This window comes from Pseudomonas sp. MF08831, from assembly GCF_059862645.1.
On record NZ_JCBCUX010000002.1, the window covers coordinates 251,332 to 271,537 of the forward strand.

General features: G+C 58.9%; 12 protein-coding genes and 1 pseudogene. 5 read left to right on the plus strand and 8 right to left on the minus strand.

Annotated elements, in window-relative coordinates:
- Positions 1-103: 103 nt before the first annotated feature.
- Positions 104-3,043: a bifunctional [glutamate--ammonia ligase]-adenylyl-L-tyrosine phosphorylase/[glutamate--ammonia-ligase] adenylyltransferase gene (glnE, locus tag AC19YS_RS04515; protein ID WP_500601038.1), complete on the minus strand. Its 2,940-nt coding sequence runs from the start codon at positions 3,041-3,043 to the stop codon at positions 104-106.
- A 383-nt stretch (positions 3,044-3,426) separates the two neighbouring features.
- Between glnE and aceE the strand changes: the two genes are divergently transcribed.
- The 4 genes from aceE (at position 3,427) to msrA (ending at position 11,475) form a co-directional block, all read left to right on the plus strand.
- A complete protein-coding gene (aceE, locus tag AC19YS_RS04520) occupies positions 3,427-6,072 on the plus strand; it encodes a pyruvate dehydrogenase (acetyl-transferring), homodimeric type (protein ID WP_124416260.1) in 2,646 nt (881 codons plus the stop codon).
- A gap of 11 nt (positions 6,073-6,083) precedes the next feature.
- Entirely contained in the window at positions 6,084-7,742 is a 1,659-nt protein-coding gene (gene aceF, locus AC19YS_RS04525; protein ID WP_119737998.1) for a dihydrolipoyllysine-residue acetyltransferase, read from the plus strand.
- Between the two features lie 318 nt (positions 7,743-8,060).
- Positions 8,061-10,754, plus strand: a complete 2,694-nt coding sequence (locus AC19YS_RS04530) for a putative bifunctional diguanylate cyclase/phosphodiesterase (RefSeq protein WP_124416259.1) — start codon at positions 8,061-8,063, stop codon at positions 10,752-10,754.
- Between the two features lie 73 nt (positions 10,755-10,827).
- Complete coding sequence (gene msrA / locus AC19YS_RS04535; RefSeq protein ID WP_106577569.1) at positions 10,828-11,475, plus strand: peptide-methionine (S)-S-oxide reductase MsrA; 648 nt, start codon at positions 10,828-10,830, stop codon at positions 11,473-11,475.
- Positions 11,476-11,614: 139 nt separating this feature from the next.
- Here msrA and AC19YS_RS04540 read toward each other — a convergent pair whose 3' ends face one another.
- Both AC19YS_RS04540 and AC19YS_RS04545 read right to left on the minus strand, forming a co-directional pair.
- The gene (locus AC19YS_RS04540; RefSeq protein WP_500601041.1) at positions 11,615-12,451 is read right to left on the minus strand and encodes a 23S rRNA (adenine(2030)-N(6))-methyltransferase RlmJ; all 837 of its coding nucleotides are present in this window, start codon (positions 12,449-12,451) and stop codon (positions 11,615-11,617) included.
- Positions 12,452-12,683: 232 nt separating this feature from the next.
- On the minus strand, positions 12,684-13,409 hold the full coding sequence (locus AC19YS_RS04545) for a DUF4123 domain-containing protein (protein ID WP_500601043.1): 726 nt from the start codon (positions 13,407-13,409) through the stop codon (positions 12,684-12,686).
- 33 nt (positions 13,410-13,442) lie between these two features.
- On the opposite strand from AC19YS_RS04545, the gene AC19YS_RS04550 reads away from it, so the two are divergent.
- Complete coding sequence (locus AC19YS_RS04550; protein WP_200624006.1) at positions 13,443-13,598, plus strand: hypothetical protein; 156 nt, start codon at positions 13,443-13,445, stop codon at positions 13,596-13,598.
- Between the two features lie 524 nt (positions 13,599-14,122).
- On the opposite strand, the gene AC19YS_RS04555 is transcribed toward AC19YS_RS04550, so the two are convergent.
- The 5 genes and pseudogenes from AC19YS_RS04555 to putP form a co-directional block, all read right to left on the minus strand.
- The gene (locus AC19YS_RS04555; RefSeq protein ID WP_500601045.1) at positions 14,123-14,512 is read right to left on the minus strand and encodes a hypothetical protein; all 390 of its coding nucleotides are present in this window, start codon (positions 14,510-14,512) and stop codon (positions 14,123-14,125) included.
- Positions 14,513-14,904: 392 nt separating this feature from the next.
- On the minus strand, positions 14,905-15,303 hold the full coding sequence (locus AC19YS_RS04560) for a hypothetical protein (protein WP_500601047.1): 399 nt from the start codon (positions 15,301-15,303) through the stop codon (positions 14,905-14,907).
- Positions 15,303-15,920, minus strand: coding sequence for a hypothetical protein (locus tag AC19YS_RS04565; protein WP_500601049.1), 618 nt, complete (start codon positions 15,918-15,920; stop codon positions 15,303-15,305). The genes AC19YS_RS04560 and AC19YS_RS04565 overlap by 1 nt, the downstream gene beginning before the upstream one ends.
- 416 nt (positions 15,921-16,336) lie before the next feature.
- Positions 16,337-18,340, minus strand: a pseudogene (locus AC19YS_RS04570) (type VI secretion system Vgr family protein); the annotation flags it as partial.
- A gap of 203 nt (positions 18,341-18,543) precedes the next feature.
- Complete coding sequence (putP, locus tag AC19YS_RS04575; protein WP_106577565.1) at positions 18,544-20,028, minus strand: sodium/proline symporter PutP; 1,485 nt, start codon at positions 20,026-20,028, stop codon at positions 18,544-18,546.
- Between the last annotated feature and the right edge of the window lie 178 nt (positions 20,029-20,206).

Consider the following 20,206-nt stretch of genomic DNA (forward strand, 5'->3'; position numbering starts at 1 on the left):
CCGCGGTCCGCCAGACAGACCGCAGCGTCTGCTTCGCGAGCAAGCCCGCTCCCACACAAGGCTGGTTTCCACATTAGATTGGCATCGCTCAATTAATCGAGTATCAGCTTAACCCCAGCGCCTGCCAGATTCGCATCACCTGGCGCCGTTCGTCGGCGAACTGATCCCCGGCTACCGTGCCAGCCTCATTTTGCAAGGCCTGGCGGTGCGCGGCGGAACGGTAGGCTTTATACACCTCGCGCAGCAGATGGGCATCGGCGGCGGGCATCAGCCCGACCTGCTCCAGGCCCTCCAGAATGCGAATATTGTCGGTGTAGCGCAGCAACGATGGATGTTGCGCAGACCACGCCAAAGCCGCGTATTGCACCATAAATTCAATATCGACGATACCTCCGGCGTCCTGCTTGAGGTCGAACACCACCGTGGGCTCAAAGGCATTGGCGCCGGTGCCGGCCGCCGTAGACCGGGTGCCCAGGTTGTCGCGCATCTTGGCGCGCATCTCGCTGACCTCCTGGCGCAGCTTGGCCAGGTCACGCTCACGCCCCAATACCCTGGCGCGTACGTGCTCGAACGCCTGGCCCACATCCTGACTGCCCACCAGCACCCGCGCGCGGATCAGCGCCTGATGTTCCCAGGTCCAGGCCTCATTTTGCTGATAGCGCTCGAAGGCTCCGAGTGAACTCACCAGCAAGCCGGACGCGCCGGATGGGCGCAGGCGCATGTCGACCTCATACAGCTGGCCGGAGTTGGTCTGGGTGGTCAGCAAGTGGATGATGCGCTGGCCCAGGCGCGTGAAGAACTGCGCGCCGTCGATCGGCTTGGCGCCGTCAGTCTCGGCCTGCGGGTCACCGTCGTGGATAAACACCAGGTCCAGGTCGGAACCATGCCCCAGCTCGATGCCACCCACCTTGCCATAACCGACAATGATGAACCCCGGGTCGCACAGCGTACCGTCAAGCCGCTGCGGCGAGCCGTGGCGGGCCACGGTCTGGCGCCACGCCAGGGCTAGTACTTGTTCGAGAATGGCTTCGGCAAGCCAGGTCAGGTAATCGCTGACTTTCATCAATGGCAGGCTGCCGGCGATTTCCGAAGCGGCCACGCGCAGACGGTGAGCCAGCTTGAAGTGGCGCAGCGCCTCCATCTGCTGCTCTAGGTCATCCTCGGGAATGCGCGTGAGGCGCTCGCGCAGCTCGGCGGCGAGTTCCGGCGCCAACGGCGGTTTGAACAGGCGGCCTTCGTTAAGCAGTTCGTCGAGCAACAGCGGGAAGCGCGTGATCTGTTCGGCGATCCACGGGCTGGCGGCGCACAGCGTGAGCAGACGGCGCAAAGCGTCGGGGTTTTCCGTGAGCAGCACCAAATAAGCGGAACGGCGGGCGACGGCTTCGACCAGCGGCAGTACACGTTCAAGCACCAAATCCGGGTTGGCATGTTCGACCGCCTGGGCCAGCAGACGCGGAATAAAGGCATCCAGCCGCTCCCGCCCCAGGCGCTGCATGGCGCGCAATTGCGGGCTGCCGCGCAAGCCGGCCAGGGCTTTGAGGGCTTTGAGCGCGTCGGTAAAGCCACCTTCCTGCAATTGCAGGCGAGCGGCGTCTTCGTCCTGAGACTCTTCCCACAGTGGCAGCCACTCGCCGCCTACGACCAGCTCACTCTCTGCGCCTTCTTCTTCGTCGGGGTCGGCGATGACCTGGCGGAAGTGCCAGTCCACCCGACCACGCCAATACATCAGGCGCTCATGGAACGCGGACCAATCGGCAAAGCCCAGCATAAAGGCAATACGCGCCTGATCTTCCGGGGTGTCCGGGAGCATTTGCGTCTGGCGGTCGGCGATCGCCTGGATCGCATGCTCGGTGTAACGCAAGAATTCGTAGCCGTTGCGTAACTCGGCAATCACTGCCGCAGGCAAATAACCCTGCCCTTCGAGCGTGCCGAGCACCTTGAGCAATGGCCGTTGTTGCAGGCTCAGGTCGCGGCCGCCGTGGATCAGCTGGAACGCCTGGGCGATAAATTCCACTTCGCGGATGCCGCCCGAGCCCAGCTTGATGTTGTCGGCCATGCCTTTGCGCCGCACTTCCTGCTGGATCAGCTGCTTCATGGTGCGCAGCGCTTCGATGGCCGAAAAGTCCAGGTAACGCCGATAGACGAACGGGCGCAGCATATCCAGCAGTTGCGCACCGGCCACCTGATCACCGGCAACCACGCGCGCCTTGATCATGGCGTAGCGTTCCCAATCACGGCCCTGGTCCTGGTAGTACTGTTCCAGCGCGTTGAAGCTGAGCACCAGGGCGCCAGCCGAACCGTAGGGGCGCAGGCGCATGTCGACGCGGAACACAAACCCGTCGACCGTCATCGGGTCGAGCGCCTTGATCAGTTTTTGACCAAGCCGGATAAAAAACTCCTGGTTATCCAGCGCGCGCTTCACGCCCACCGTCTCGCCGCCCTCGGGATAGGCGAAGATCAGGTCGATATCAGAGGACAGGTTCAGCTCCACGGCGCCGAGTTTGCCCATGCCGAGGATGACCATGTGCTGGGCTTCGCCGCTGCGTCGGCCGGTGGGGGTGCCGAATTGCACGCAATGGCGTTGGTACAGCCACTGGTAGGCTTGGTCGATGCTGGCGTCGGCCATGTCGGAAAGGTCGCGACAGGTTTGCACCAGGTCGGCCTGGCGCGTCAGGTCGCGCCAGATGATGCGCACTTGCTGGCGGGTGCGCTGGCGGCGCAGCACGCGACCCAGCTCATCTTCTGTTTCGGCCTGTTGCACGGCGCCGGCGATCTGACCGCACAGCTCGCCGGGTGCAAAGCCGCGGTCCAGCTCGCCCCAGGCCACCAGTTCGAGCAACATCAAAGGGTCACGCAGGCTCTGTTCAATGACAAAATCACTGGCGGCGCACACGCGGGCGAAGTCAGCCCACCGTTGCGGCGTCCATGCAGAAAGTCCATGATCGTCGTCCAGCGCGGCCACTGCGTCACGAAATGACTGCTCGGCCCGCTGGGCAAAAGGCGAGAGAATGGCCGGTAATGGGGCCAGTGTTGGAAGGCTCATGGTCTATCCTTGATCGGCGCGTAAAAGGCTTGTTGCTGTGAACGCAAGAACCACGCTCGGTGAAGGACTGTCGAACAAAGGTTATAAATAGCTGAAATTAAATTAATCTTGGCAGGCAACATCAAACTTTCACCTTTTCTTGTTCGCAAAAGATCAACAATAACGATTATGCTCACCAGCCAGACCGAGCAATCCACTCGGTCTTGTGTAGTTTTACTACTCGTATATACATTCGAAAGGCTGAAATGGCCGACGATTTGTAGTAAAACTACAGGACGCCGAAGCAACCTTCGGCCATCCAAGAATTTATGTCGTCTGCCCACAAGGCCAGTCGCAAACTTCAGGCAACCGATTCTGGTAGCCTTTCCGCCCTGGAGCAAGCCATGCAAGACCTCGATCCCGTCGAAACCCAGGAATGGCTGGACGCCCTGGAATCGGTTCTCGACAAAGAAGGCGAAGACCGTGCTCACTACCTGATGACCCGTATGGGCGAACTCGCGACCCGCAGCGGCTCGCAATTGCCTTACGCCATCACCACGCCATACCGCAACACCATCCCCGTTACCCACGAAGCACGCATGCCTGGCGACCTGTTCATGGAACGCCGCATTCGCTCGCTGGTACGTTGGAACGCCATGGCGATGGTGATGCGCACGAACTTGAAAGATTCTGACCTGGGCGGTCACATCTCCAGCTTCGCTTCCAGCGCAACCCTGTATGACATCGGCTTCAACTACTTCTTCCAGGCCCCGACCGACGAACACGGCGGCGACCTGATCTACTTCCAGGGCCACACTTCTCCAGGCGTTTACGCCCGTGCGTTCATGGAAGGCCGCATCACCGAAGAACACATGAACAACTTCCGCCAGGAAGTGGACGGTAACGGCCTGTCGTCGTACCCGCACCCTTGGCTGATGCCTGATTTCTGGCAGTTCCCGACTGTGTCGATGGGCCTTGGCCCGATCCAGGCGATCTACCAGGCACGTTTCATGAAGTACCTGGAAGCGCGTGGCTTCATCCCTGAAGGCAAGCAGAAAGTCTGGTGCTTCCTGGGCGACGGCGAGTGTGACGAGCCGGAATCCCTGGGCGCCATCTCCCTGGCCGGCCGCGAGAAGCTCGACAACCTGATCTTCGTCATCAACTGCAACCTGCAGCGCCTCGACGGCCCGGTTCGCGGCAACGGCAAGATCATCCAGGAACTCGAAGGCGTGTTCCGCGGTGCTCAGTGGAACGTGACCAAAGTGATCTGGGGCCGTTTCTGGGACCCACTGCTGGCCAAAGACGTCGACGGTATCCTGCAACGTCGCATGGACGAAGTCATCGACGGCGAGTACCAGAACTACAAAGCCAAAGACGGCGCGTTCGTCCGTGAACACTTCTTCAACACGCCTGAACTCAAGGCAATGGTTGCAGACCTGTCCGACGACGAGATCTGGAAACTCAACCGTGGCGGCCACGACCCGTACAAGGTCTACGCGGCGTACCACGAAGCGGTCAACCACAAAGAACAACCGACCGTCATCCTGGCCAAGACCATCAAGGGTTATGGCACTGGTGCCGGCGAAGCGAAAAACACCGCGCACAACACCAAGAAGGTTGATGTTGAAAGCCTGAAGCTGTTCCGCGACCGCTTCGACATCCCGGTCAAGGACGAAGAGCTGGAGAACCTGCCGTTCTTCAAGCCGGAGCCAAACAGCGCCGAAGCCCGCTACCTCAGCGAGCGTCGCACTGCACTGGGCGGTTTCGTGCCACAGCGCCGCGCCAAGAGCTTCAACATTCCGACGCCGCCACTCGATACCCTCAAGGCTATCCTGGACGGCTCGGGCGACCGTGAAATCTCCACCACCATGGCCTTCGTGCGCATCCTGGCGCAGCTGGTCAAGGACAAGGAAATCGGCTCGCGTATCGTCCCGATCATCCCGGACGAAGCCCGTACCTTCGGTATGGAAGGCATGTTCCGTCAGTTGGGCATCTACTCCTCCGTCGGCCAGCTCTACGAGCCAGTCGATAAAGACCAGGTGATGTTCTACAAGGAAGACAAAAAGGGCCAGATCCTCGAAGAAGGCATCAACGAAGCGGGCGCCATGAGCTCCTTCATCGCTGCCGGTACTTCGTACTCCAGCCACAACCAGCCGATGCTGCCGTTCTACATCTTCTACTCGATGTTCGGCTTCCAGCGTATCGGCGACCTGGCGTGGGCAGCAGGCGACAGCCGTACCCGTGGCTTCCTGATCGGCGGTACTGCCGGGCGGACCACGCTGAACGGCGAAGGCCTGCAACACGAAGACGGTCACAGCCACATCCTGGCTGCCACCATCCCGAACTGCCGCACCTTTGATCCAACCTACGGCTATGAGCTGGCGGTGATCATCCAGGACGGCATGAAGAAGATGACCGAAGAGCAGCAGGACGTTTTCTACTACATCACCGTGATGAACGAGTCCTACCAGCAGCCAGCCATGCCGGCCGGTGTCGAGGAAGGCATCATCAAGGGCATGTACCTGCTCGAAGAAGACACCAAGGAAGCGGCGCACCACGTACAGCTGATGGGCTCCGGCACCATCCTGCGCGAAGTGCGTGAAGCGGCCAAGATCCTGCGTGAAGAGTTCAACGTCGGCGCTGACGTGTGGAGCGTTACCAGCTTCAACGAACTGCGTCGCGACGGCCTGGCAGTGGAGCGTAACAACCGCCTGCACCCAGGTCAGAAGCCAGCGAAAAGCTACGTCGAAGAGTGCCTGGCCGGCCGTAAAGGTCCAGTCATTGCCTCTACCGACTACATGAAGCTGTTTGCTGAACAGATTCGCCAGTGGGTCCCGTCCAAGGAATTCAAAGTCCTGGGCACCGACGGTTTCGGCCGCAGTGACAGCCGCAAGAAGCTGCGTCACTTCTTCGAAGTTGACCGTCACTTCGTGGTGTTGGCAGCCCTGGAAGCCTTGGCTGACCGTGGTGAGATCGAACCTAAGGTGGTGGCTGACGCTATCGTCAAGTTCGGGATCAACCCGGAAAAACGCAACCCACTGGACTGCTGAGGAGATTTTTTGTGAGCGAACTCATTCGCGTACCTGACATCGGCAGCGGTGAAGGTGAAGTAATCGAGCTGTTTGTGAAGGTCGGCGACACCGTCGAAGCCGACCAGAGCATCCTGACCCTGGAATCGGACAAGGCGAGCATGGAAATCCCTGCTCCCAAGGCCGGCGTGGTCAAAAGCCTGAAAGTGAAGCTGGGCGACCGCCTGAAAGAAGGCGACGAACTGCTGGAACTGGAAATCGAAGGTGCCGCTGACGCGGCCCCTGCGCCAGCGCCTGCTGCCGCTGCAGCACCCGCACCGGCTGCTGAAAAGCCTGCCGCCGCTGCCGAGGCGCCTGCAGCCCCGGCCGCTGCTCCGGCTGAGGCCTCTGTTCAGGACATTCACGTCCCGGACATCGGCTCGTCGGGCAAGGCCAAGATCATCGAGCTGCTGGTCAAAGTCGGCGACACCGTCGAAGCCGACCAGTCGCTGATCACCCTGGAGTCCGACAAGGCCTCCATGGAAATCCCATCGCCGGCGGCCGGCGTGGTGGAAAGCATCGCGGTCAAGCTCGAAGACGAAGTCGGCACTGGCGACTTCATCCTCAAGCTGAAAGTACAAGGCGCTGCGCCGGCTGCTGCTCCAGCACCGGCTGCGGCCGCTCCTGCTGCAAAAGCTGACGCGGCTCCGGCTCCGGCTGCTGCCGCCCCTGCACCTGCTGCAAAAGCCGAGGCCGCTCCGGCCCCTGCTGCTGCCGCACCTGCGCCAAGCGGTGCTAAGGTTCACGCCGGCCCAGCCGTGCGTCAGCTGGCCCGTGAGTTCGGCGTTGAGTTGAACGCTGTGTCGGCCACCGGCCCGCACGGTCGCGTGCTCAAGGAAGACGTGCAGGTTTACGTCAAGGCCATGATGCAGAAGGCCAAGGAAGCTCCGGCTGCCGGCGCTGCTACCGGTGGCGCTGGTATTCCGCCGATCCCGGTCGTGGACTTCAGCCGCTTCGGCGAAACCGAAGAAGTGCCGATGACTCGCCTGATGCAAATCGGCGCGTCGAGCCTGCACCGCAGCTGGCTGAACATTCCGCACGTGACCCAGTTCGACCAGGCCGACATCACCGACCTGGAAGCTTTCCGCGTTGCGCAGAAAGCCGTGGCCGAGAAAGCTGGCGTGAAACTGACCGTGCTGCCTCTGCTGCTCAAGGCCTGCGCGCACCTGCTCAAGGAACTGCCGGACTTCAACAGTTCGCTGGCGCCAAGCGGTAAAGCGATTATTCGCAAGAAATACGTGCACATCGGTTTTGCAGTTGATACCCCGGACGGCCTGCTGGTGCCTGTGATCAAGAACGTTGATCAGAAGAGCCTGCTGCAACTGGCTGCTGAAGCTGCTGCACTGGCCGCCAAGGCCCGTGACAAGAAGCTGACCGCAGACGATATGCAGGGCGCCTGCTTCACCATCTCCAGCCTCGGGCACATTGGCGGCACTGGCTTCACGCCAATCGTCAACGCGCCGGAAGTGGCGATCCTGGGTGTGTCCAAGGCCACTATCCAGCCTGTGTGGGACGGTAAAGCGTTCCAGCCGAAGCTGATGCTGCCGCTGTCGTTGTCCTACGATCACCGTGTGATCAACGGCGCCGCCGCTGCACGCTTCACGCAGCGTCTGAGCCAACTGCTGAACGACATCCGCACCATCCTGCTGTAAGCCTCAAACGGGCCTCCCTTTCACCGGGGAGGCCCGGCTGCACCGATTTCCGAGCGCCACGCTCGTACCTCAACCCCGCCAACTGGCGGGGCTTTTTTTGGCCTGCTTTTTTGTCGGGGCAAGGGGCGTAGCGCCTGCGTCAATGCGCCACCCATCACCTGGATTGTAGAAACCGCTCCCGCGGCCGATAACAGCCATATAGCACTTAGCCTTCATCCTCTCTTGTCAGTGCGTGCTGCATGATGCAACCTTGCCGCAGGCGACAGTAAAGAGGGCGTGAGCCCGGCGCCGTGCGCATTTTTCCAAGCGAGTTTCCCCATGAAAAGCCAACCCGATGTCGCCCGTATGGCGGCCGAGGTAGTGACGCAGTTACCGGTGCCTTCGCGCCTCGGCATGCTGCGTTTCGAACGGCTTAATGAGGCAAGCTGGGCGCTGCTGTACCTCGACCCCAATTGCGAGCGCCAATTTGGTCTGCCGGCGGTTGAGCTGTGCGCCCTGGTCGGCACGCCCTATGCGAGCCTGATGGAACCGCAGGCGCGCTACCAACTGCACGACGCCATCCAGCAACAACTGACCCAGAGCCCGCATTACCTGGTGCGCTACACCTTGCATACCAGCGACGGGCCTTTGAGCCTGCTGGAGATGGGCGAGGCCTACAAACAACACAATCGTCACCTGCTGCGCGGCTACCTGATGGTGGTTGACGGGCTGTTCAGCGAAATCCCCACTGCCGCCCCGACCGCAGACCTGGAAAACCAGAACAGCCGCCTGCAGATCGCCCTGGAACTCAACCAGCGTGCCCAGCAGGAACAGTTGCAGCATCTGGAGCGTGTGCGCGCCCAACAGGAGCTGATCCTGCTGCTGGCACGCCAGCGCTACACCACGCCCAACTCGCTGCAGGAAGCCGCCGAGCTGATCACCCGCAGCGCGTGCGACATCTACCAGATCGATTGCGCGAGCATCTGGAACCTTGAAGGCCAGCGCCTGGTGCCGATTTCGGCGTACCACCGCGACGACCAACAGCATCACTTGCCTGAAGCGATCGACGCCAGCGGCTTCCCGGACTACCTGGAAGCCCTGCACTCGAGCCGCGCGATCGACGCCACCCACGCGTTGCGCGACCCGCGCACCCGGGAAATGGCCGAAAGCCTGCGCGCCAAGGACGTGCACGCGATGCTCGACGCGAGCATCCGTGTGGACGGCCAAGTCATCGGTGTGCTGTGCCTGGAACAAAGCGGCAGCTCGCGTGCCTGGCAGGCGGATGAGATCGCCTTCGCCGGCGAGCTGGCGGACCAGTTCGCGCAAGTGATCAACAACCACAACCGGCGCACCGCCACCAGCGCGCTGCACTTGTTCCAGCGGGCTGTGGAGCAAAGCGCCAACGCGTTTTTGCTGGTCAATTGCGACGGCGTGGTCGAGTACGTCAACCCAAGCTTTACCGCGATCACCCAGTACAGCGCCGAAGAAGTCCACGGCCATCGACTGGCACAGTTGCCGGCCCTGGAAAACCTCAGCGAGTTGCTCTTCGATGCACCGTCGAGCCTGGCCAAAAGCAACAGCTGGCAGGGTGAGTTCAAGAGCCGACGCAAAAACCTCGAACCCTACTGGGGCCAGCTGTCGATTTCCAAGGTGTATGGCGACAACCGTGAGTTGACGCACTACATCGGCATCTACGAAGACATCACCCAGACCAAGCTGGCCCAGCAGCGCATCGAGCGCCTGGCCTACACCGACAACTTGACCAACCTGGGCAACCGCCCGGCGTTTATCCGCAACCTGGATGAGCGCTTCGCGCGCGACAGCGACAGCCCGATCAGCCTGTTGCTGGTGGACATCGACAATTTCAAGCGGATCAACGACAGCCTCGGCCACCAGACCGGCGACAAGTTGCTGATCAGCCTGGCCCGGCGCCTGCGCAACAGCCTGAGTGCCAGTGGCAGCCTGGCGCGGTTTGCCAGTAACGAGTTCGCGGTGTTGCTCGACGACACCGACCTGGAGAGTGGCCAACAGGTTGCCAGCCAGTTGCTGGCAACCCTCGACAAACCGATGTTTGTCGACAACCAACTGATCAGCGTCACCGGCTCCGTGGGCCTGGCCTGTGCGCCGCTGCACGGTCGCGACCCGCAAACCCTGATGCGTAACGCCGGGCTGGCCCTGCACAAGGCCAAGGCCAACGGCAAACACCAGGTACAGGTGTTTACCGAGGCGCTGAACGCCGAGGCCAGTTACAAACTGTTCGTGGAAAACAACCTGCGCCGCGCCCTGACCCAAAACGAGTTGGACGTGTTCTACCAGCCCAAGCTGTGCCTGCGCAGCGGCCGGCTGCTGGGCATGGAAGCACTGTTGCGCTGGAACCACCCGGAAAAGGGCATGATCCGTCCCGACCAGTTCATCAGCGTGGCGGAAGAAACCGGGCTGATCATCCCCATCGGCAAATGGATCGCGCGCCAGGCCTGCCGCATGAGCAAGCAATTGAGCGCCGCCGGCATGGGCAATTTGCAGGTGGCGATCAACCTGTCGCCCAAGCAATTCTCCGATCCGGACCTGGTGGCCTCGATTGCCACCATCCTCAAGGAAGAACAGTTGCCCGCGAACCTGCTGGAGCTGGAGCTGACCGAAGGTTTGCTGCTGGAAGCCACCGAAGACACGCGCCTTCAGCTGGACCAGCTGAAGAGCTTTGGGCTGACCCTGGCCATGGATGACTTCGGCACCGGCTATTCGTCGCTGAGCTACCTGAAGAAATTCCCCATCGACATCATCAAGATCGATCGCAGCTTTATCCACGAAATCCCGGACAACCAGGACGACATGGAAATCACCTCGGCAGTGATCGCCATGGCCCACAACCTCAAGCTCAAAGTGGTGGCCGAGGGCGTCGAAACCTCCGAGCAACTGGCCTTCCTGCGCCGGCATCGTTGCGATGTGGGCCAGGGCTATTTGTTCGACCGGCCGATCCCCGGTTCAGAGCTGCTCGAGAAGCTTAAACGTTACCCGCGCGGGCCAATCGCCTGACAGCGCTGTAACACTCGGGCACACTGGCTGTCTGAATCTTTACCGCTAACTCAACCTGACGAGAGGACTGATCATGGTCTTGCGCTCGGAAATTCTGGTGAACAAAAACGTGTTGCCCACTCAAGAACAAGCTTTGCCTGGCCGTGAAACCCCGATGGCACTGCCAGAGACGCATTTCGTCAACGGCAACCCGCTGCTCGGCCCCTTTGTCGACAACGTCGAGTTCGCGATCTTCGGTCTCGGTTGTTTCTGGGGTGCCGAACGCCGGTTCTGGCAGCGCGACGGTGTGGTCAGCACCGTGGTCGGCTACGCCGGCGGCTACACGCCGAACCCAACTTACGAAGAAGTTTGCTCGGGCCTGACCGGCCATAGCGAAGTGGTACTGGTGGTGTTCGACCAAGACAAGATCAGCTACGAAGAGCTGCTGAAAATGTTCTGGGAGCTGCACAACCCGACCCAGGGCATGCGCCAGGGCAACGACATCGGCAGCCAGTACCGTTCGGTGATCTACGCGGTGAAGCCTGAGCACCTGGAAGCGGCCAAGGCCAGCGCCGAGGCGTATCAGGGCGAACTGACCAAGGCCGGCCTGGGCACCATCACCACAGAAATCGAAGAGGCACCGACGGTGTACTTCGCCGAGGCGTATCACCAGCAATACCTGGCGAAGAACCCGCAGGGCTATTGCGGGATCGGCGGCACAGGCGTGACCTGCCCGATCTAAGCACAACGCAGATCAAAAAATGTGGGAGCGGGCTTGCTCGCGAATGCGGTATACCAGTCGACATATCTGTTAACTGACACTCCGCTTTCGCGAGCAAGCCCGCACCCACATTTAGTTTTGTGCTTGGCTTGAGATCTGATTACTCAGCGATGAGCCAATCCATCTGCCACCCACCCTGGGTCTGGCCAAGTTTCTTGGACAGCCACGGCAGCAGCTCACGCAACTCCTCTTCCAAACCCCACGGCGGATTGGCAATCGCCAGGCCCGAGCCGGTCAGGGTGTTGGGCGTGTCCAGCGGATGCACCAGCAACTCCACCCGCAGCAACTTCGGCGCACCCGTGCCGGCCAGGTCCTGGTAGAAGCGGCGCAACATGCGCTGGTCTTTCACCGGGTACCAGATCGCCGCAACGGTCTGGCGCATGCGGCTGACCGCCTCCTTGAGGGACGCTGCGCAGCGCTGCATCTCGTCGAGCTTTTCGAACGGCGGATCGATCAGCATCAACGCACGTTTTTCCGGCACCGGCAGCAAGGCGCGTGGCACATGCCAGCCTTCGCCCAAGTGCACTTTGACGCGGCGATCGCCCTTCATGTTGTCCTTGAGCAGCACGCCATCTTCCGGGTGTTTTTCATTCAGCAGCACACGGTCCTGAAGCCGCGTAAGGCGGCGCGCCAGCTCCGGCGAGCCCGGGTAGTAGCGCAACTGGCCATCCGGGTTCATCTCATGCAACACGCGCATGTAGTCGTCGGTCAGCGGCGGCAGGTCGCTCTCGCCCCACAGGCGCGCAATGCCTTCCAGGTATTCACCGGTGCGGTTGGCCTGATCACCTTGCAGGTCGTACAGCCCGATCCCGGCGTGGGTGTCGAGGTAGGCGAACGGCTGCTCCTTGCGCGACATCAGGGCGATGAGGCGGGTCAAGGTCAGGTGTTTGAAGACATCGGCGTGGTTGCCGGCGTGAAAGGCGTGACGATAATTCATGGTTGCTCCTGCGCAGGGGGCGAAGTTTACCTTCTACAGGCGCAAAGGGGCAGAGTGTGGCGAGCGGGCTCGCCTCGCGTTGGGCTGCGCAGCAGCCCTGATACGATCACCGCGTTCTTTTTTTGCCAGAACTCATTGACAGGTTTTGGGGCCGCTACGCAGCCCGACGCAGGGCAAGCCTGCTCGCCACAACCACCCCTCACACCGATGACTGTTTCCAGCAGGCGCTGCGTCAACTCAACTCTGAGGCCAGATAGTCGGCAAGCGCCCCATGGCTGACATCCGCCCCGCGCGCAAAGCAGGCTACCTTGTGGCGCAAGATCGCAGGCTTGAAAGCGGTCTGCAGGTCGGGGCGCTGCTCTTCGAGCCATTGCAGCAAGTTGTCGATCAGCACGTGGGGGGACTGCTCTGCCAGATGCTCCAGCAACGAGGCAGTCACTTGCCACCATGGGCTGGTGTTGGCGGCAGTGACCGGGCCAGTCGCAACCGTTAGCGGTTGGCCGTTGATCAGGTAACGCTGAAATACCGGCAACACCTTCCCCGCCTCATCGCCGATGTTTTGCACAATCGGCAGAAATTGACCGCCATCCCAGAAGCGCAAAAACACTTCCTGCCCCTCGGGCAACAGCACCTTGGTCAAGCTTCGCAGGTGCGCGACCACTGTTTCCAGTGGGCTGGACGATACGGCCAGCCAACCCCAGTCCGTAGATTCGGTGGTTGCTATCCAGTCGAGGAATGGGCTTTCGGGCTCGATGATGGCGACGTAAGGCATGACCTCAGTCCACTCAGCATAGGCCGTGCTTGCCCAGACGGGCTGGGGCGGCATGCCAGCTGCCATTTTTCGCCAGACATCTACCGGCTTTGCGTCGCTGGCGTTACTAAGAATGACGAACGCATTCTCAGTCGTCCGAAGGGGACAATGGGTTAACCAAGTTTTTGGTAACAACTGATTCGGCATTAGATACATTCCATTCAAAGGAGGACGCAAGCAATGATTCGTCGTTCAAAACAATTTCTGCCACAAACAAAGCGTCAACAATTTCATTTTGAAAAGCTCTCGCCTAATCTAGAGCCAATCAACATCCTCCCACCCCACAAGCTCTCCTATTACAAGCAGAATAAAAATGCCAAGGACGGAGGCCACTGAACAGACACCTAGACTTTTCAAAATAAATTTGAGCATCTTCGGAAACTCAGCGTAGTCCTCAGCACTAAGACATCCGTGTTTTATAGAGTGTGCGGGAAATGCGAAAGCACCGATCACAGCCCTTATCGCCCACGATCTACTTATAGGATCCCAACCGACACTTCCATCCGAACTTATAACATACCAACTACGCCTTAAGTTCTTCCGTATCTTTCCCTTTTTAAAATAAGAAAGTTACAAAGCCCACACAGAAACAGTCAAAATAAATAAAAAAACACGCAACCATTAAGCTTCAGCAAATAATTCTTGCACCTTCAAAGGACAAAGTTGAGGCAACAAAGCTAAACATGTCACAACCCCCCATGAGCCAATGTACAACCTCATAGATATTTTCGCCTAACTTTTCGCCCCCATTGCCAGACAATGCACTTACACTTGCCAACGCCTTTACGCACGAGAGGTCCGAGACAGTTATTCAATTGACTCAGTAAATTTTATCGCTACGCGATAAAATTTTAAGTACTCTAGGTAGGCCACCCTAGAAAATTAATTACCAAGGCCATCAGCACACCACCTAATGTGAGCACAATTGCTGCTGTCGCAGAGGATACAATCCAAAACTTTAAGAGCTTCGGAAACCGCCCATAGTCATCCGGGTCAAGTTCACCTCTTTCAATTGATTTTTGAGGAAAAACCAACACACCCGAGACACCACTTAGAATATGAAACTTACCGACCAGGCCAGCGTTCAAAAGCGAGCTCCTATTTTGAACAACTAATGATCGCCCCAAACATCTGACAATTTCTGACATTCTAAAAAAAACCATATAAAACCAAATACCAACAATAAAAATACCGGACAAAAACAAGCCTAAGGAGGACATCAAAAAAATGATTTCCGAGTCACTTATCATCGGACAACCTTATAAACAACTTCCCCAATAGTTTCACCCACTTTTAAAAATGCGTTACCCCCTACAGTAGATCCCACCCCCCGACTACAACAGCGCAAACCGCCCCACCCACCCCGACGGTAGCAAAGCCAATACTGACACATATGGCCCACTTCCCTCCATTCGCTGTAAACCGTGCCTGCCCAGATGGGATGGGGCGGTAGACCGGCTGAAAGGGTTCGCCAAGCGTCCAAAGGCCTCGCGGCGCTGGCGCTGCTGAAAATGACGAAGAGTTTTTCGGCTGTTTGAATCGGGGAGTGGAATAGCCATGTGCAGGGTATGGACTGCATTAGCATAAAATAATGCTCCTTCACCACAAAATATGGCAAAACAAGCGGCGAATAACCGAGCGTTTAAGAATGTTCATTAAGCCAACCCATATACTCACCCATACACAATAAAGCGATGCAAACCCCAACCAAAACAAACAAAACGTACACCAGTGCTTTTAGTTGAAATCTAAGCCGATAAGGAACGCTTTCAAACTCCTCACGAGTAAACTCGCCGTCTTTTATATGCGTTTCAGGAAACACAAGCACCCCCGCAATCGACAGTACAAAAAAAGACCTACTGAAAACCCCGTCCCCAAGAAGAAATTGACGACCCAATACACTATTTGACTCACCTAGGCATTCCAATATTTCATTAACTTTAGAGTAAGAAAAATAAACTTGAACCAAAAATGTAAAAAAAATGAACACAAATACGCCTAACCAGCACCACATATAAAATGCGTAAAATTCACCCTTCATTACTTCCCCACCTCATAAATAAAATCTCCGACCCTCTCTCCAGCAAGCGCACCAACGGCGCCACCGGCAGCAGTGCCTGCACCTACAATAACCAAAATACATAAAATACCTCCTAAACCCGCAGTACCTGCACCTATAGCAACACACACTGTTCCTGCACCCGCTGCTGCGGAAGCACCACCTAACCAGCCAACCGCGGCGCTCCCGACAAAATTCCCTCCTTCTGTATATTTCACTCTTTGACAATTATCTTTACTTTCAACTCGACACGTTTCCTTCACCTTCAATGCGGACGCTGATCCCCCTAGCCCAATACCGATAAACCCGCCGACCTTCATATACTGACTCGCCCGCGCGACACTTTGAATATGTGTCGCATATCCAGGAATCCCACCTGACACACCCGCTTTGCTCCAATGATGAACCAAACTACGACTGGAAATCCCCAATGCTTTTTTGAGCTTTGGGTGATCGGCAATGCCAACTCCTTTGCGTACCAGAGGCCCGAGGCTGTTATCCAGTTGAGTTAACAGCTTCTGACGTTTAGCGAAAAATTCTGCACCTTGCAAATTGCCCTGAGCCTGGAAGGTTTTGACGTGCAACTTTTCAAGATCCACGAGGACGGACGTGGTCCGCGTTAAATGATTTTCCACCATGCTTGATCCCACCCCCAACGCCATCAACTCTGCGCCAAAAAAGCACCAACCTCTTGCTGGTGCTCAACCATAAACGCCGCCTCGTCATCGCTCATCGGCGTCAGTGCATCGTTCACTTCTTTCGCCGCCTCCATCAGCAATGCCTCTTCACGCGTGCATTGGCTGTTAGGCGGGTCGCTGAGGACGAGCATTTGCCCCGGCCTGGCGTACTGCGTGAGTTGTGGATTGAGGCTGCGAAACCGCTCCAGCACGATCGCACTGGGCGATTCGAACAGCGACTTTTCCAAGGCATCCCGAGACATTGCGCGCTGCACGATATGAAACCCCGGCTCGACGCCAGCAGCTTTCCCGGCAGAGGGTCCCGGACCTTTATTCCCATGCTGCGGGAGGTCGCACTGGCCGTTCTTGCAGCGCTCGCACTCTTCGCAAAAAGGTGCACTACGTTTCAGGCTGGCCACTTGCACGCGGCTTAACGGGGCAGGAACAACCGCCAGCAGCTTTTCCTTTATTCCCGGCATTAACGGCGCAGTCGCGGCAGCCGGCGCGCCGCCAAGCTGGATCGGCACGCTGCTGAAAATCCCACCCGCCGACAGCGTGATCGACTGCCCTCCGGCCTGGATTGTCACGCTCGCACCGGCGTCGATGACGATGCTCTGCCCCGCTCCGATCTGGATGGTGCGACCTGCACGCATCTGCTGCGAACCGCCAACCGTCAGGTGGTCATCCTGCTTGAGTTCGGTGAGGCGATTGCCATGGGTAATGCGCTGCTCTGCGCCTTGCAGCTCGTGATGCGACTCGCCGCCCACCTTCACCCGGCGCCCGTTATCGACCTGCACCTGCTGGTCATTCAGCACGTGCTGGGTCCAGTCACGCTGGGCACGCAAGTAGATTTCCTCGGCGCCTTTGCGGTCCTCAATGCGCAGCTCGTTGTAGCCGCCACCGCCCGGGCTGCTCTGGCTGCGAAAGATACTGCGGGTCTTGTCCGCTGGCAGATCGAGGGGCACCGGCGTTGCCGCGTTGGGCAGGCAGCCCATCACCAGTGGCATGTCCAGGTCACCATTGGCGAATCCCACCAGCACTTCCATACCGACTCTGGGTATCAGCACCGAGCCGTAACGATCATGCGCCCAGCCACTGGCGACACGCAGCCAGCAGCTGGAGTGCTCGTTGTGTTGCCCGTCACGGTCCCAGGCCAGTTGCACCTTGACCCGACCGTATTCGTCGCAATGGATTTCGCTGTCGGCAGGCCCGGTAACCACCGCGTGTTGATAACCGCCGATGCTCGGGCGCGGAAATTCAGACAAGGGTGGGCGGAAAATCACATCCCATGGCACGGCGATAAACGTGTTGTGATAACCCTGACGTAAACCCTCACCTGAAGCCTCGGTAACAGCCTCTTCCAGCACCTGGGGTTGTTTGCCCTGATGGGAAACCTGGGTGACCAGCCACAAATCATTCCAGCTTTCTCGCGGGTGCCCGCCAAGCCTGAGGAACCGACCACTGGCCAAGGCAGGATCATCGCCTTCACCCCGGGCGGCTCTCGAGTCCGTGCGCAGGCGCTCCAAGCCTCGCTGCGCAAGGTATTTGCCATGGGGGCGATCGGAAAAGTGGCCGGGATACTGCTGCATTTCAAGGCTCGGAAGCTGCTCGCCAGCCACGGCACTTTCCAGCGTCAGGCGCGGCTTACGAAAATCATAATCGCGCAGGTTTATCCCTGTTGCGCGGGTTTCCAGTTGCATCGCAAAGCGCTTGATCGCCGGAGTCGCCGCCACCATCCCGGAACCGGGGCTGTAGGGAGTGGGCTGTTCGGCCCGGGCGAACACCGTCTGATCATCACCGAATACCAGCAGGTGCCCATCGGGCGAATGCTGGAAGTGGTAGTGGATGCCCACCTCGGCGCACAGACGTTGAATGAACGCCAGATCAGTCTCGCCGAACTGCACGCAGTACTCGCGCAGTGGATAAGTACCGCTCAGGCGAAACTCAAAGCGGTCGCTCAGGATGCCTTGCCCGACCAACACCAGCGCCACAATCTGCGGCACACTCTTGTGCTGAAAAATACGCTGATGACTGCTGTGCGCCAGGTACTGCAGATGCGGCACAAGACGGATCTGATAACGCGTCAGGCGCCGCCCCGACTCGCCCTGCCCGACTCGATAGACCAGGCCATGCACACCATGCCCCTGCTCATCGAACCCCAGATAGGCCTGGCGATGCAGCAAGCTTTCCAAATCGAGATCGGGCTGTTCGCTGACCAGTTCAAGGTCGATACAGTAAGGCCGACTCAGCGCCTCCTCACCCTGGAAGCTGTAGACCTTGAGGTCGCTGGCAACCCCATCCAGGGTCAGGTTAAACGCACTTTGATTGGCAGGAGCGAACATCCGGTGTTTCTCTGCGAAGGGTAGGCGGCCGATTCTGCACTACGGGTGCGCCCTGCTGAGCACGCCCCAGACAAATCAGTAAATCCCTACACGCTCGCATCAGAATCTTCTTCGGACCAACCCGAATCACACGCAAAAAAAGGCCCGCCATCCGTAGGACGCGGGCCTTTTTCTAATTCAACGGGCGCTTATCACCCGACGAATTATTTGTTGAGGTTGTAGTCTTTTTCCGCCGCGTCAAAACGCTCGACCATACCGGCAGTCGGTGCGCCCAGCTTGCTGACGAAGTAGATCGCCAGGCTGGCGAAGATAAAGCCTGGGATGATTTCGTACAGGCCCAGCAACTCGAAGTGCTTCCACACAATCACAGTGACCGCGCCGACCAGGATGCCGGCCAGTGCGCCGTTGCGCGTCATCTGTTTCCAGATCACCGAGATCAGCACCACAGGCCCGAACGCGGCGCCGAAACCGGCCCAGGCGTAGCTCACCAGGCCCAGTACGCGGTTGTTCGGGTTGGCTGCCATGGCAATCGCGATCAGGGCAACCAGCAGCACCATCGCGCGGCCGACCCACACCAGCTCAACCTGGGAGGCGTTTTTGCGCAGGAAGGTTTTGTAGAAGTCTTCGGTCAGCGCGCTCGAGCACACCAGCAGTTGGCAGCTCAGGGTGCTCATGACGGCAGCCAGAATGGCCGACAACAGCACGCCCGCGATCCATGGATTGAACAGCAGTTTGGCCAGTTCGATGAACACACGTTCGTGGTTCTCGTTGACCGGGCCGGCCACTTCCGGGTGCGCCGAGAAGTAAGCGATGCCGAAGAAGCCCACCGCCACGGTGCCGCCCAGGCACAGGATCATCCAGGTCATGGAGATGCGACGCGCCTTGGCAATCGACTTCACCGAATCCGCCGCCATGAACCGCGCGAGGATGTGCGGCTGGCCGAAGTAACCCAGGCCCCAGCCCATCAGCGAAATGATGCCGATGAAGGTGGTGTTTTTCAGCATGTTGAAGTTGTCAGGGTTCTTGGCTTCGATCGCCAGGAACGTGGTGTCGATACCTCCGGTGGCCAGCAACACGATGATCGGCGTCAGGATCAGCGCAAAGATCATCAGCGTGGCTTGTACAGTATCTGTCCAGCTGACCGCCAGGAAACCACCGACGAAGGTGTAGGCAATTGTCGCGGCAGCACCGGCCCACAGCGCGGTCTCGTAGGACATGCCGAAGGTGCTTTCAAACAGACGGGCGCCGGCCACGATGCCGGAAGCGCAATAAATGGTAAAGAACACCAGGATCACCACCGCAGAGATGATTCGCAGCAGGCCGCTTTTGTCTTCGAAACGGCTGGAGAAGTAATCCGGCAGCGTCAGGGCGTCGCCGTTGTGTTCGGTTTGCACCCGCAGGCGACCGGCCACGAACAACCAATTCAGGTACGCGCCGACGATCAAGCCGATGGCGATCCAGCTTTCCGACAGACCGGACATATAGATGGCGCCCGGCAGGCCCATCAACAACCAGCCGCTCATATCGGAAGCACCGGCGGACAATGCGGTGACCACGCTGCCGAGGCTGCGACCGCCGAGGATGTAGTCAGAGAGGTTGTTGGTGGAGCGATAGGCCATGAAGCCGATCAACACCATTGCTGCGATGTAGATCACAAATGTGATCAGGGTGGGATTACTAACGCTCATAAGAGTGACGCCCTGGCTTTGTTTTTATGTAGCGACGGTCTGTGTCAGACGGCCACCCGTTGATAAGCGGATAGACGAGACTGCGTGCCGCGCATTTATGACTGGCGTTTCCCCAGGAAAGCCGCCAGCCGATGAACCGAACCTTGCAGGCGGTTGCACCTTGGGCGCGAATGCTATT

Bases quoted from the DNA above. Each gene is read 5' to 3' on its own strand.
- glnE (WP_500601038.1), bottom strand. From the start codon at position 3,043: ATGAGCCTTCCAACACTGGCCCCATTACCGGCCATTCTCTCGCCTTTT.
- aceE (WP_124416260.1), top strand. From the start codon at position 3,427: ATGCAAGACCTCGATCCCGTCGAAACCCAGGAATGGCTGGACGCCCTG.
- AC19YS_RS04530 (WP_124416259.1), top strand. From the start codon at position 8,061: ATGAAAAGCCAACCCGATGTCGCCCGTATGGCGGCCGAGGTAGTGACG.
- msrA (WP_106577569.1), top strand. From the start codon at position 10,828: ATGGTCTTGCGCTCGGAAATTCTGGTGAACAAAAACGTGTTGCCCACT.
- AC19YS_RS04540 (WP_500601041.1), bottom strand. From the start codon at position 12,451: ATGAATTATCGTCACGCCTTTCACGCCGGCAACCACGCCGATGTCTTC.
- AC19YS_RS04545 (WP_500601043.1), bottom strand. From the start codon at position 13,409: ATGCCGAATCAGTTGTTACCAAAAACTTGGTTAACCCATTGTCCCCTT.
- AC19YS_RS04550 (WP_200624006.1), top strand. From the start codon at position 13,443: ATGATTCGTCGTTCAAAACAATTTCTGCCACAAACAAAGCGTCAACAA.
- AC19YS_RS04555 (WP_500601045.1), bottom strand. From the start codon at position 14,512: ATGATAAGTGACTCGGAAATCATTTTTTTGATGTCCTCCTTAGGCTTG.
- AC19YS_RS04560 (WP_500601047.1), bottom strand. From the start codon at position 15,303: ATGAAGGGTGAATTTTACGCATTTTATATGTGGTGCTGGTTAGGCGTA.
- putP (WP_106577565.1), bottom strand. From the start codon at position 20,028: ATGAGCGTTAGTAATCCCACCCTGATCACATTTGTGATCTACATCGCA.